The sequence below is a fragment of the Niallia circulans genome (assembly GCF_007273535.1).
Classification (GTDB): domain Bacteria; phylum Bacillota; class Bacilli; order Bacillales; family Cytobacillaceae; genus Niallia; species Niallia circulans_B.
Genome location: NZ_RIBP01000004.1, coordinates 210,201 through 223,728 on the forward strand (window position 1 = coordinate 210,201; position 13,528 = coordinate 223,728).

Consider the following 13,528-nt stretch of genomic DNA (forward strand, 5'->3'; position numbering starts at 1 on the left):
ATGGAGGAACTACATGAAAATAGATCAATTAAAAGCTTTGTTTGAGCTTCAGGCAATGCAAAGTATGACAACTGGAACATCTAACAGTTCCTCTTCTTCAACAAATCTATTTCAAGAGCTTCTCGGCAGTTTCACATCAAGCGGGACAGGAATTGCAGACAGTATCATTCAAAATACGCTCGGAAGCAATTCTGGAGTTAGTACAATTAATAGTGCAAACTTTTTGCAATCAAGTACAAACAGCTCCTTGCTGCCAATTAGTTTGACTAAATTGGCGAAAACTGACTCGAGCTCCACAAGTGACTTCGATGATATTATTAAACAAGCTGCTGCTAAATACGGAGTCCCGGAAAAGCTGATTAGCTCTGTCATCAAGGTAGAATCGAATTTCAATCCAAACGCAACAAGCTATGTTGGTGCATCAGGTCTTATGCAATTGATGCCTTCTACCGCAAGAGGCTTAGGAGTAGATAATGTTTTTGACCCAGAACAAAATATTATGGGCGGTACGAAATATTTAAAGCAAATGCTCACGAAGTATGACGGTAACGTTAGCCTCGCACTGGCTGCCTATAATGCAGGTCCTGGCAATGTTAACAAATACGGAGGAATACCTCCTTTTAAAGAAACACAAAACTATGTTGCGAAAGTAACACAGCACTATACGGCATAATATTACTCGGCAGGTCCTGCAATACAGGCCTGCTTTCCTTGGCTCTATATCCGGTGTTTTTAACAGTGGGTATTTTTTATTGAAAAAATTCACACAAAATAAATTAAGGCATAAACAATGACAGATGATAATAAAGTTTTACAAGCTATTTATTTGTACAATGAAAAAACCATTGGTAAAATAGCAATAGAATGATTTTTATATTAAATTTTTTTATCATCCAAAAAAGGAGTTTTAATTATGGTCAATAAAATGCCTACTCCATATGATGTTATTGGGGAAAAAACGCTTAGCCATCTTGTTGATGCTTTTTATGAGCGTGTTGGCAATCACCCCGAATTAGCTCCTATATTTCCAGATGACTTAACTGAAACTGCAAGAAAGCAAAAACAGTTTCTTACACAATATTTAGGAGGGCCATCTATATATACAGAGGAGCATGGCCATCCAATGCTTAGGGCAAGGCATCTGCCTTTTCCTATTACAGAAAAGCGTGCAAAAGCATGGCTTTCCTGCATGAGTGAAGCCATGGATGAAGTTGAGCTAGATGACTCCATTCGTGAAGGACTTTTTTCAAGACTTGCTTTGACCGCAAAACACATGATCAATTCGGAGGAAAACTGAGAATAAAAGGTGATTAAACATGACTGAAAAAGATTTGTCTACATCCAACCCGAAAACAGCCGAAGACAATTGCCCTGATAGCAAACCCCTTGAAATATACATGTTTGTCGATCCCTTATGTCCTGAGTGTTGGGCTTTAGAACCAATCATTAAAAAGCTCCAGATCGAATATGGCCAGTATTTTTCCTTAAAGCATGTTTTAAGCGGCAGATTAGCAACATTAAATATGAATAAAAAAACGAAATACGAAAATATTGCCGAGCTTTGGGAAAAAACGGCATGCAGAACTGGCATGTCATGTGATGGATCTCTTTGGTATGAAAACCCAATTGTTTCACCGTATCTAGCTTCCATTGCTTTAAAGGCAGCAGAATTACAGGGACGTAAATGCGGCATACGTTTTTTAAGAAAACTGCAAGAAATGCTTTTTCTCGAGAAACAGAATATTGCTACATTTGATGTGTTAAAAGCCTGTGCTGCAAGTGTCGGTCTTGATGTTGTCGAGTTCGTCGCCGATATTCATTCAGCAAGTGCAGCTAAAGCCTTTCAATGTGATATGAAGATTACTTCCGAAATGGAAGTTTCAGAAATTCCTACATTGGTTTTCTTTAATGAAAATATAGAAGAAGAAGGAATTAAAGTTACCGGCTACTATCCTTATGAGGTATACGTTCAAATTATTGAAGAAATGCTGCAAATTGTTCCAGAAAAGGCAGATCCACCTCCATTGGAGTCTTTCTTAAAGTGCTTTAACCTTGTGGCATCAAAAGAACTTTCCGTCGTTTATAATAAGTCCATTCAAGAGATGGAAAGGGAAATGAAGAAGCTGCAGCTTAAACAGCTGGTTGAACAAATTCCTGCAAAGTACGGTATGTTTTGGAAGTATATTGGCTAAGCTTCGAAGTATAAAAAAATGACATAAAAAAAGGGCTTGCTGTCTCAAGGCAAGGCCTTTTTTTATAAACAAAGGGGATGGGAGAAATTTTTCACGGTCAAACAAAGGGGTATAAGTTTGTTTGTGATTAATTTCACAACACAATAATAACATATAATTAATATCACTATCAAGAAGTTTGTACATAAGTTCACAAAATAGACAAACTTTCATAACTTACTGTTCGCGCACATACATTATGGACAGGAACTCTTTTACAGAAAGGAGATAAATAACATGAAGGCAATTATCCCTATCTCACTGCTTCTTTGTATTCTGTTTGCTTTCTTTTTGAATATTCTTGGGCTTATGCGGATTTTCCCTATATATATAAGCTCTCCACTTCTTTTCCTTGCCCTATTTTTCTTTTTATCTTTTTTGAACAACCGAAAGAAGTTCAAAGGCTTCCATTAATAAAATCACAAATAAAAAACCCGTAAATGTTAGAATGGTGTCTAACATTTACGGGGCAGCTCATATTTCCATTAGGAAAGCAAGCTTTCCATTTCATTCAGCTTTTCTTCAAATACTTTGCAGGCTTCTCTAATTGGATCCTTGCTTGTCATGTCTACTCCAGCTTTTTTCAATACTTCTATTGGATAGTCAGAGCTTCCTGCTTTCAGGAAGTCCAAATAGCGGTCAACAGCAGGCTTTCCTTCTTCAAGAATCTGGCTGCTTAAAGCTGTCGCTGCACTAAAGCCTGTTGCGTATTGATACACATAATAATCATAATAAAAATGAGGGATTCTCGACCACTCTAACCCTATTTCTTCATCAATAATGATGTCTTCCTCTCCGAAATACTTTTGGTTTAGCTTATAGTATTCAGATGTAAATAGATCAGCAGTCAGCGCTTCATTATTTTGTGCCTTTTTATGAATAAGATGTTCGAATTCCGCGAACATTGTTTGGCGGAAAACAGTGCCTCTGAACCCCTCTAAGTAATGGTTCAGTAAATATAGACGCTTCTGTTCATCTGTAATGCTTTTTAACATATAGTCATTCAGCAATGCCTCATTACATGTTGAGGCTACCTCTGCAACAAATATTGAATAATCCCCATAAGCGTATGGCTGAGATTTTCGTGTGTAATAACTGTGTACAGAATGCCCAAACTCATGTGCTAACGTAAACAAATTATTAACATTATCCTGCCAGTTCATTAAGATATATGGATTTGTTCCATATGCTCCAGATGAATATGCACCGCTTCGTTTTCCTTTATTCTCGTGAACATCCACCCAGCGGTTTTCAAAGCCTTCCTTCAAAATGGACGAATACTCTTCTCCTAATGGAGCAAGCCCTTTAAGAATTAAGTCCTTCGCCTCTTCATAACTGATTTCCATCTTAACATCCTTAACAAGAGGAGTATATAAATCGTACATATGAAGCTTTTCAAGGCCAAGCACTTTTTTACGCAGCTTTACATAGCGATGCAGCAATGGTAAATACTCGTTGACTGTTTCCACGAGGTTTTCATAGACCTGCTCTGGAATATTATTTGCTGCAAGGGCAGCATGGCGTGCTGATTTATAGTTACGCACATTTGCATTAAAAGTATGGTTCTTAACTGTACCAGATAATGTAGAAGAGAACGTGTTCTTAAATTTCCCATAGGTATCATACACTGCTTTAAACGCATCATGACGTACTCGTTGGTCAGCACTTTCTAAAAAGCGGGTATAGCGACCATGCGTTACCTCCACTTCCTCCCCATTTTCATCTTTAATGCTTGGGAATTCAATATCTGCATTATTAAGCATGCCAAATGTATTGCTTGAAGCATTTAATACTTCTGAAGCCTGCGCAAGAAGCGCTTCTTGATCTGCAGTAAGTACATGCGGACGTTGCAGGTTAATTTCTTCTAATGTTTGCTCATATAATTTCAGCTCTTCCTTCTCATTAAGAAAGCCTTGAATTATTGCTTCATCAATGGAAAGAAGCTCTGGAACGATATATGCCAGCGCACTTCCAGCTTGTGCATATAGATTTTTAATGCGACCATCAAGCCCTTGATAAAAGCCATTTGTCGTATCTTGATCATAGCGCATATGTGCATATGTATATAATTTCCCTAGACGGCTTAAAAGGCTATCCTGGTACTGAAGTGCTTCGTATAAAACATCTGCACTTTCAGATAGCTTTCCTTGATAGTCAGCAGCCTTCTCTGACAGTGTCTTAACCTCTTCATACTCTTTATTCCAATCATCATCTGACGGGAAGATGTCTTCAAGCCTCCATGTGTCTTCCACTTGAACCTCATTACGCAAAGGCAGTTTTTTTACAGCTGATTCATTTGACATATAAATCCTCCAATCTTTCATTCGGATTTCGAAAATAATTCCTATCCGATATTTTCTATCTATTATAACTAAATTCCTGCTCTTAATTAAACTTTTGTGCTTTGCTAAGCTTAGCATATGTATCTTTTACCGATTTCATTATTGTATTTTTCCTTCCTAACATGAAAGCCAACCGCCTTTTTGCATCCTTTTATAAAACATATCCTCCTCTGTCACAATATTGTTATTGGATATGCAAGTATCCTCAGCCTTTTTATAAAAATGCGGGCGAACTTCTTCAATTTCCTTACATTTTAGAAGTACATTTATATAGTTGTTAACCGCAGCCCGATAATCGCCTTTAAGGCTTGGAAGGCTTCTAACTTGAACTTCCCCCCTTTGTATTCTAGCAAGGAAGGCTCTGTGAATTTTGTGCAAGGAAATAATCTTCCCTTGCAATAAAAAGCTGTCCATGTACAAATAAGACTGCCAAATTAACGGGGATGTTATTAATCGTATTCCTTCAGTTAGAGGGATTCCGATGGTCGGTGGAAGAAAATGTGGATGCAAACCATGTTGATACAGTTCTCGTAAAAAGCGATCATTCTCCTTTGTAGGGTAATGAAGCTGGTGGTTCTTTTGATTGCGGATGAAGTTTTTCCAAATATTGCAAGAGAAATCATTGAAATAGCTATACCTGTTTCCTTCGAGTGTTAACGTATCCAATGGAAGTTTTAAACTTGAGGAGAAGGCTTTTACTTTTGATATGGGGAAAAGGGTATGAAGAAGGTGGAAGGCTTGTTGCTTTGGGCAATAGGTTGGCAACATATAAATATCTTGATATTTAGTTAGAAAGGATGCTTGAAAATCAGATAGACGGCATAATCCATTCTCCATCTTTATATGTTTATGACCGAGGATCCATATTGGCTGGTAGTTAGCTTTTTTATATTGCTGTGTGCGTTTGATTATCGAGGAAATTGGAATGGAGGAGCATTGAAATTCAAGGACAATATATGTGTTTTTCCATATGAAGCCTATGTCGCCTCTTTGCTTAATAGCAGGAAAGTACGGCTCCAGCTCTGGATTCATTCCTAGTTCCTTAAGTCGCTCAAAAAGCTGCAGCTTGCCTTGTAAATGATAGCTAGATTCTGATTCACTGCTGCTTTCACAAGTATTGTCCTTTTGGTGAGCGAAATGGGGCAGTCGCTTTTCACCTCGTTTTAATATCACGCTATTGCCACACGCTGGACAATAGCATTTGGATTGCCTTTCAGCCAGCACAAGACTCATGTTAAAGTCTGCTGCATACACCATTATTCCTTTTTCATTTAGTGCTGTAAACAATGTTAAATCACTCCTCTTTGAAATACTTCTCAAGGCTTCCTTCCTTATAAAAGCGGAGAAAGCAGCCTTGAGGTAGATTCTAAAATTCGGTAACCAACATGCCTTTTATTAAAAGTTTCTATATCAAGCTCTACAGCATCTTTCAAGTCCTTTAAAAAAATTCTTGACAGCTTTTTCGTGCTTTTTGTTTTGTATAAAAAGGCACTTACTTCAAAGTTTAAATGGAAGCTGCGCATATCCATGTTGCATGTCCCTATTGAAGCAATTTCGCTGTCCACAATTAATAGCTTGCTGTGCATAAAGCCTTTTTCATATTCATATATACGAACTCCTGCATCCATTAATTCTGGAAAATACGATCTGGACGCATGAAACACAATTCTTTTATCTGGTTTATTTGGGACGAGAATCCGAACATCTATGCCGCTTAAGGACGCAATTCTGATTGCTGACAAAATATCCTCATCGGGAATGAAATAAGGGCTGGCAATCCAGATGGATTTAGTAGCAGATGTCATCATCGAGAAGAAAATGCTTTTTATTACACTCCATTCATTATCAGGACCACCTGCAATTAACTGCACCCCACCATGACTGTTATCCTCTGCAATAGGAGTAAGATAATCTGCCGTTAAAAAACTGCTGTTTGTCATATAGTACCAGTCCTGTAAAAATATCAACTGCAGTGAGCGAACAGCTTCACCCTTTACCATAAGATGAGTATCCCGCCAAAAGCCAATCGACGGATTTTTCCCCAAATATTCATCTCCGATATTAAGTCCCCCAACAAACCCAATATTTCCATCAATCACAATAATCTTCCGATGATTCCGGAAATTAAATTTGCTGTTTAAAACAGGGACTCTCACTGGTCCAAATGCGACAATTTCAATGCCTGCCTGCCTCATTTCATGAATGTATCGCTTGGAAAGCTGCCATGATCCAACAGCATCATATAAAAACCTTATTTTCACACCTTGTTGAGCCTTTTCAATCAGCACATCCTTTATTTGCTGGCCAATATCATCATGTCTGACTATGTAATATTCAAAATGGATATGATGCTTTGCTTTTTTTAGCTCTGTTAAAATACAAGAAAATGTCTCATTTCCATTTGTCAGAATTGTGGAGGATGTACCAAATGAAATCGGGCTGTTCCCAATTTTTTCTGCCAAGCGGAATAAATTCTGCTGATGTACGTCCATTTCCTGTAATCGTTCTTCTGTTCCCACACCGATTTCTCTTTCAATCCGCAAGAATGCCTGTTTATCAAGAAAGTACTTCTTTCGGTATATTCTTTCTTTTCGATAGTTGCGTCCAAATAATAAATAAAAGATAAAACCAACCACGGGAAAGCTTCCAAGAACAACTAACCATGTCAATGTTTGCGTAGGATGTCTGTTTTCGAAAAAAATGACAAATCCTATAAAAATGACACAGAGACTGATAATTAAACTAAGCTGTCCAAAGATTCCGCCTTTTATCGTGATGAAAAAATTAAAAACATACACAAATAGTCCTGCTGCTCCTAAAAAAACACCAAGTCTTGCTGTATGGTTCATGGTAACACCTGCCATCATTGCAAAAGTAGTCTCATCATATGCTTAAACTAAAAAAATAAAGAGCCTGTTCCCTGTAAGGTGAAATCCACCATTACAACTTCTACTATATAGATGCTATCCATGAACTATATATAGACTTTATAATGTAAATTTCTTGCCCTACATTTGAACAAGCTCTTATTTTATTTAAAGTATTTTCGTAACTCCATAAATACTTCATCTTCTATAATTACTTTACCGTATTCTTCAATAACGTGTATCGTTGTTTGAGTTTCTTGTCCATACTCAAGGAGAATACTTAACGCGTTGTCGATTTCATCTTCATCTATCTCTTCATCAAGGAACTGTACATACAAGAAGTATTGATTTTTGTAATTGTAAAGCTTCGTATCAATTCCTTCCAGTCCATGAAGTTTGCTTAATGATATTAAGTCTTCAAAGTCTTTAAATCCAATTAGAAACTCAAGATTTTCTCCGAAATCATCTTCTCCATCTTTCACTGTAAAGTGCTGATCCATTAAATCCTCGAATCTTTCATCTAAAGGCAAATCCTTCAGCTTGTCTTCCGGAATAGATATTTCGAATTTCTGGCCATCCTTTGAAAGCTGGGCTCTTGTAACAAGAATTTCAAGACCTTTATCCAATGCTTGAACTTGAATCCATAATGGACCATCTAGGATAAAATCTTCTTCTTGATGAACTTCATCCATCATTTCCCAAAAAAGCTCTTCGCTTCTTTCTCGGTTATACCAGATTTCCTCTCGCTTAAAGCCGCGTTCCTCTATATCAATATACGAAATATAAAACTTAACTGTATGATCATTAATACGTTCAATTTCCATTCTGCAACACTCCCTTCAAGCTATAATGGAAGGGACTAAACCCCCATACAGATATTCGTTTTATTCCAATTTTCATTTTAGAATAGAAGGCCAAATGCTATTGTACCTTGTACTTTATATTTTATGACAAAACCTCTTTAAATGGAATTAAAATATCCTGAAATCAGCAAAAACCAATATATGCCTAAGTTTTCGGTTTATTTGCTCGAAGATTATGGAGTTTCTTTTTATTAGCGTATTCACTTTAAGCTATATTTAGTAGTATTACCTCAGGAAATTATTTTCAAACCATTTTCCATCTGAAAGGCTTGTCTTTTAAACAAATCATTTGATCTTCACAATATAGGAAAAAAGGTCTGACTATACTGCCCAGCAGAATGCAGGGCAGCTCTTTAGCCAGACCTATATATTATTTATCATTTTCATTTAAAGTAAGTTAATTTACTAAACGCTGTGCTTCACGCAATTGGAATGTTCTAACTTTCCTTGGAAGGAAGCGGCGTATTTCATCTTCATTATAACCAACCTGAAGCCTTTTTTCGTCCAGTATAATCGGACGACGCAATAATCCAGGATTATCCTTAATTAACTCGAATAAGTTTTGTAAAGGCATTGTTTCAAGATTAACATTCAGCTTTTGGAATGTTTTGCTTCTTGTAGAAATAATCTCATCTGTACCGTCTTCTGTCATACGAAGAATTTCTTTGATTTCATCGATGGACAACGGTTCTGAGAATATATTTCTTTCTTTGTATGCAATTTCATGTTCCTCTAACCATGCTTTTGCTTTTCTGCAGGATGTACAACTTGGTGAAGTGTATAATGTTACCATTTTACAAATTCACACTCCCTTTATTTAGACATGTATTTAGACTACTAGTTAATTCAAAAATAAATACTTGAGTATGTTATATTCTTAAATTGTAATTAATTTAATCAAGTAATTTATATTAATTATTATACACCAATTACAAGTAATTTGGTATAGTTTTTTTTAATATGATTTGCTGAGCTTTTTTAAGAATTGCTTATATTTACTCGTACGCCGCCATAACGGTGTTTGCGCCTGTTAACCACCTGCCCTTTTCCTTTATTTCTTAGAAAACACTTAAGAAATTCAGGCTAATTAAATTGCTTACTATTATAGACGATTGAGATGCAAAAAGGTTTCATTTTTTTATGGCGCTTTTTGATTTCCTTGTTTAATCTTATTAGTATCACTTATACCCGTTTGTCCCACATTCTTAAACCTATTATCTATTCTCAATTAAGAATCATTTATTGAAAATAGGATAGAAACATACATACGGTTTCCATAAGTTTTCAAATATAGTCAAATTTCGTCAAATATATCTTTTCGGTTTTGCGCTTCATCAAATTGGACTGCCTGTTCAACTGGTTCATAGGACTTTCCATAAAAATGTTTGTCCTTATACGTATGAATTTTTTCATATGTCCGAACCAGTGCTTCATATACCAGCTCTTCCGAATCATTACTTGGAGACCAAAATAGTATTTCCATTACATTAACCTCATTTGTGGCTAATGATCTCCTTTTGTAGCCGATGGTTTTCGCGTGCTGAAAGCCCTCCCGCTGATAAAATTTCAAACGTTTTTTTGTATCTGTATCTGCATAATTGACCGGCTCGACTTCAAGTATAATCGGCTTCCCTTTTTGCTTAAGCTGTTCTAAAAGCTTATGTCCAAGTCCTTGCCCTCTTGATTCGCCTGAAACAAACAGATAATCAATAAAAATAAAATCGTCTGCTTCTGCATACATAAGAACATGATGCTTGCCTTCATTCTTATGGTATATCTCAGGGAAATCCTCTAATAATGCTTCCATATGCTCCTGAGATTTCATCTCTTCGATTGGAAAATACTCATTTAGCTTTTCATACCAATGCATATTGATCTCTCCTATCATCGTTGTTCATTACTTTATTTTGTAATTAACTTTGTCCGTGTAGTTACAGCCTGCATTCCAGAGCAAAAACTCTCTAACTCCATTTGCATATAAAGCTTTGATTTGTGCTTCAACCTGCATCTTTCCGTAGTGCTGATAGTTTCCTTTTCCTAAATAAGCTGCAGTAAAATCTTGAATCCACGGTCTTGATATTGGCGGATTTTCTAACGTTGCTAACTTCTGTTGCTCTAATCTCATATATGCATTCACAAGACGATATGGCTCTAAATCAGGCTTATTTATCCCAAAATAGCTGCCCCAGTGACTTGGATAAATCATGCTTGAGATTACATCAACATTTTTACTTATTTCGGTGAAATTCTGACCAATGCCAGGAGCTTCCTTAAGCGTAGCTGTATAGCCGAAAATATCAACAGATACCTTCACATCATATGGCTCCAGCTTATCCTTAGCATATTTTACAAAGTCAGATACTGCTTGCACTCTTTTTTGTCCTTCACTTATTTTTAGTTTCCCATAATCACCTTTAGAATAACTTAAATTAGCGCTCTTTTTTTCAAAGCCTTCGGGAAAACGAACATAATCAAATTGAATCTCTTGAAACCCAAGCTTCGCTGCCTCAATCGCTGCTGCTATATTATAGTCCCATACTTCTTTAACGAATGGATTAATAAAGGCTTCTTGCCTGTCATTCCTCCAAGCCTTTCCTTTATTTCTAAAGGTCCATTCTGGCCTTTTATAAGCCAAATGACTATCCTTAAAGACGACAATCCTTGCGATCGGATAAATCTGTTCCTTTTCAAGCTTTTTCAGCATTACCGGAATACTTTTTATTTTATCTGAACCTGCTGCTGCGAGTGGAGAGCCTTTTGCTGGCTTATAGACAAGCTTGCCGCTGTCTTCTTTAAAATCAATTACCATTGTATTTAAATCATTTTGTTTGAGGAATTTAATTAGGTCATAAAACCTATTGCTGCCTGCAGCACTGCCGCTGACATAAATGCCTCTGACTGCATCAGGATATGGAAAAGTCATTTGACTGGCTGTGTTCGTAACTGCTTCTGGAAAATCCTTTAGAAGCAACTCCGCTCTTCTTTTCGGCTGGTCATCTACTTTTTCAGCGCTTGCTGTTTCTGATATATTTAGTACTAACATAAAAGCACATAACATTATAAAAACGAATGAATTGACAAATTTCATCATTAATACCTCCACAAGGCTTTTTTTTATTATGTGCCTCATTGCGATGATTCATGGTTAGATGATATTGCCATTCTATACACAATTTTACGCAAAAAAAATAACGATCTCTTATCGAGAGATCGTTATGAGTTAACTTTTGTATTGCAGTTTATATTGATTATATTCTGCCTCCGAACAATACACAAAATGTCCTGGCTTAATCTCACGCATTTTAAGCTCTTCGCCCTCTTTATACTGATGAACCGCTGGATCATAACCTGTTCTTACGCGAGTTCGCTCTGTATCAGGATCTGGAAGTGGAATAGCAGACAGCAAGGATTGTGTATAAGGATGAATTGGTGAATTGTACAGCTCATCAGCTGGTGCTAATTCTACCAGTTTACCAAAATACATAACGCCAATACGGTCACTAATATATTTAACCATTGATAGGTCATGGGCAATAAACAAGTATGTTAAGCCTTTTTCTTTCTGCAGCTTTTTCATCAAGTTTACTACTTGTGCTTGAATAGACACATCCAACGCAGAAATCGGCTCATCGGCAATGATGAAATCAGGGTCTACTGCAAGTGCTCTTGCAATCCCGATACGCTGTCTTTGTCCACCGGAAAATTCATGCGGATAGCGGTTTGCGTGCTCTTTATTTAGACCAACTGTATTAAGAAGCTCGTATACTTTCTCCATACGCTCTTTTTTTGTTTTTGCCAATCCATGAATATCGATTCCCTCTGCAATGATATCAGCTACTGTCATACGCGGGTTTAATGATGCATATGGATCTTGGAAAATCATTTGCATTTTACGGTTGAATTTCTTCAAGTCTGCAGTTGATTTCTTACCATGCACATCTTCTCCATTAAATAGAACCTGTCCGTCTGTTGCTTCATAAAGACGAATAATCGATCTGCCTGTCGTACTCTTACCACAGCCAGATTCACCAACTAGACCTAATGTTTCTCCTTTGAAGATGTCAAAGGAAATACCATCTACAGCTTTTACTAAATTCGGTCTGCCGATATTGAAATGCTGCTTCAAGCCTTTTATTTCTAGTAATTTCTCAGCCATTTCATAAATCCCCCTTCACTAGTACTGGTTTATCAAAGTTAGTGGATAAAGGACGGATTTTCTCCTTCACAGATGCAGGTGGCTCAACAGCTGGAGCATCTGGATGAAGCAGCCAAGATTTCACGAAATGTGTTTCTGAAACCTGATATACAGGTGGTTCTTGCTCATAATCAATCGCAAGGGCATTCGGATTTCTCGGTGCAAACGCATCACCTACAGGAGGGTTTGTCAAATCAGGCGGTGTACCTGGAATGGCAGCCAATTCCGTTTCCCCATCATTATCCAAGCTTGGCATAGAAGCAAGTAAGCCCCAAGTATATGGGTGTCTTGGGTCATAGAAAATTTCATCAACCGTACCCATTTCTACTATTTCACCAGCATACATAACTGCAACACGGTCAGCAACATTTGCAACAACGCCGAGATCATGTGTGATAAAGATAATACTTGTATCCAATTTACTTTGTAATTCCTTCATCAAATCAAGGATTTGTGCTTGGATTGTTACGTCAAGTGCAGTTGTCGGCTCATCGGCAATCAGCAAGGAAGGCCTTGCAGCAAGTGCGATTGCGATCATTGCACGCTGTCTCATCCCACCAGAAAATTCATGAGGATATTGGTTAACTCTTTTTTCCGGCATTGGAATTCCAACTAGCTTCAATAGCTCGATTGCTCTTTCTTTTGCCTTTTCTTTCGTAATTTCTTGGTGCTTGATAATAACTTCCATGATTTGTGTTCCAATTCTCATTGTTGGATTCAACGATGTCATTGGATCTTGGAATATCATACTGATATCTTTACCACGGATAGCTTGCATTTCTTTTTCTGTTTTCGGAACAATATCTTGTCCCTTGAAAAGAATTTGTCCGCCTTTAATTTCACCAGGAGGCATTGGAATAAGCTTCATCAATGTTTGGGATGTTACGCTTTTTCCTGATCCTGATTCGCCGACGATTGCTAATGTTTCTCCTTTATATAAATCAAAAGAAACACCACGTACTGCTTGAACTTCTCCTCCATACGTATGGAATGAGACTTTTAAATCTTTTACTTCTAACAACTTTTCCAT

Annotated in this window: 12 protein-coding genes; 3 read left to right on the forward strand and 9 right to left on the reverse strand. The window is 37.1% G+C overall.

What is annotated here, in order from left to right; genetic code table 11:
* Positions 1–13 precede the first annotated feature (13 nt).
* The 3 genes from CEQ21_RS08960 (at position 14) to CEQ21_RS08970 (ending at position 2,192) form a co-directional block, all read left to right on the forward strand.
* The gene (locus CEQ21_RS08960) at positions 14–673 is read left to right on the forward strand and encodes a lytic transglycosylase domain-containing protein (protein WP_185764319.1); all 660 of its coding nucleotides are present in this window, start codon (positions 14–16) and stop codon (positions 671–673) included.
* A gap of 240 nt (positions 674–913) precedes the next feature.
* Complete coding sequence (locus CEQ21_RS08965) at positions 914–1,297, forward strand: globin domain-containing protein (protein WP_185764320.1); 384 nt, start codon at positions 914–916, stop codon at positions 1,295–1,297.
* Positions 1,298–1,316: 19 nt separating this feature from the next.
* Entirely contained in the window at positions 1,317–2,192 is an 876-nt protein-coding gene (locus CEQ21_RS08970) for a ClpXP adapter SpxH family protein (RefSeq protein WP_185764321.1), read from the forward strand.
* A 524-nt stretch (positions 2,193–2,716) separates the two neighbouring features.
* Here the strand turns inward: CEQ21_RS08970 and pepF are convergent.
* The 9 genes from pepF to CEQ21_RS09015 all read right to left on the reverse strand — a co-directional run bounded on the left by pepF (position 2,717) and on the right by CEQ21_RS09015 (position 13,528).
* Entirely contained in the window at positions 2,717–4,534 is a 1,818-nt protein-coding gene (pepF, locus tag CEQ21_RS08975; RefSeq protein WP_185764322.1) for an oligoendopeptidase F, read from the reverse strand.
* 156 nt (positions 4,535–4,690) lie between these two features.
* A complete protein-coding gene (locus CEQ21_RS08980; RefSeq protein ID WP_185764323.1) occupies positions 4,691–5,860 on the reverse strand; it encodes a competence protein CoiA in 1,170 nt (389 codons plus the stop codon).
* Positions 5,861–5,904: 44 nt separating this feature from the next.
* Positions 5,905–7,422 (reverse strand): cardiolipin synthase, encoded by a 1,518-nt coding sequence (gene cls, locus CEQ21_RS08985; protein WP_185764324.1) that lies wholly within the window; start codon positions 7,420–7,422, stop codon positions 5,905–5,907.
* Between the two features lie 182 nt (positions 7,423–7,604).
* Positions 7,605–8,264: an adaptor protein MecA gene (gene mecA, locus CEQ21_RS08990; protein ID WP_185764325.1), complete on the reverse strand. Its 660-nt coding sequence runs from the start codon at positions 8,262–8,264 to the stop codon at positions 7,605–7,607.
* 436 nt (positions 8,265–8,700) lie between these two features.
* Complete coding sequence (gene spxA / locus CEQ21_RS08995) at positions 8,701–9,096, reverse strand: transcriptional regulator SpxA (protein WP_127735876.1); 396 nt, start codon at positions 9,094–9,096, stop codon at positions 8,701–8,703.
* Positions 9,097–9,597: 501 nt separating this feature from the next.
* Positions 9,598–10,173 carry a GNAT family N-acetyltransferase gene (locus CEQ21_RS09000; RefSeq protein WP_185764326.1) on the reverse strand — a complete coding sequence of 192 codons (576 nt, stop codon included), beginning with the start codon at positions 10,171–10,173 and terminating at the stop codon, positions 9,598–9,600.
* Between the two features lie 27 nt (positions 10,174–10,200).
* Positions 10,201–11,391: a putative glycoside hydrolase gene (locus CEQ21_RS09005; protein WP_185767205.1), complete on the reverse strand. Its 1,191-nt coding sequence runs from the start codon at positions 11,389–11,391 to the stop codon at positions 10,201–10,203.
* 132 nt (positions 11,392–11,523) lie between these two features.
* Positions 11,524–12,459: an ABC transporter ATP-binding protein gene (locus CEQ21_RS09010; RefSeq protein WP_185764327.1), complete on the reverse strand. Its 936-nt coding sequence runs from the start codon at positions 12,457–12,459 to the stop codon at positions 11,524–11,526.
* A 1-nt stretch (position 12,460) separates the two neighbouring features.
* Positions 12,461–13,528, reverse strand: coding sequence for an ABC transporter ATP-binding protein (locus CEQ21_RS09015; protein WP_213087340.1), 1,068 nt, complete (start codon positions 13,526–13,528; stop codon positions 12,461–12,463).

What these genes read in the sequence shown, in the direction of transcription:
- CEQ21_RS08960 (WP_185764319.1), top strand. Translation starts at nt 14, where the DNA reads ATGAAAATAGATCAATTAAAAGCTTTGTTTGAGCTTCAGGCAATGCAA.
- CEQ21_RS08965 (WP_185764320.1), top strand. Translation starts at nt 914, where the DNA reads ATGGTCAATAAAATGCCTACTCCATATGATGTTATTGGGGAAAAAACG.
- CEQ21_RS08970 (WP_185764321.1), top strand. Translation starts at nt 1,317, where the DNA reads ATGACTGAAAAAGATTTGTCTACATCCAACCCGAAAACAGCCGAAGAC.
- pepF (WP_185764322.1), bottom strand. Translation starts at nt 4,534, where the DNA reads ATGTCAAATGAATCAGCTGTAAAAAAACTGCCTTTGCGTAATGAGGTT.
- cls (WP_185764324.1), bottom strand. Translation starts at nt 7,422, where the DNA reads ATGAACCATACAGCAAGACTTGGTGTTTTTTTAGGAGCAGCAGGACTA.
- mecA (WP_185764325.1), bottom strand. Translation starts at nt 8,264, where the DNA reads ATGGAAATTGAACGTATTAATGATCATACAGTTAAGTTTTATATTTCG.
- spxA (WP_127735876.1), bottom strand. Translation starts at nt 9,096, where the DNA reads ATGGTAACATTATACACTTCACCAAGTTGTACATCCTGCAGAAAAGCA.
- CEQ21_RS09000 (WP_185764326.1), bottom strand. Translation starts at nt 10,173, where the DNA reads ATGCATTGGTATGAAAAGCTAAATGAGTATTTTCCAATCGAAGAGATG.
- CEQ21_RS09005 (WP_185767205.1), bottom strand. Translation starts at nt 11,391, where the DNA reads ATGAAATTTGTCAATTCATTCGTTTTTATAATGTTATGTGCTTTTATG.
- CEQ21_RS09010 (WP_185764327.1), bottom strand. Translation starts at nt 12,459, where the DNA reads ATGGCTGAGAAATTACTAGAAATAAAAGGCTTGAAGCAGCATTTCAAT.
- CEQ21_RS09015 (WP_213087340.1), bottom strand. Translation starts at nt 13,528, where the DNA reads ATGGAAAAGTTGTTAGAAGTAAAAGATTTAAAAGTCTCATTCCATACG.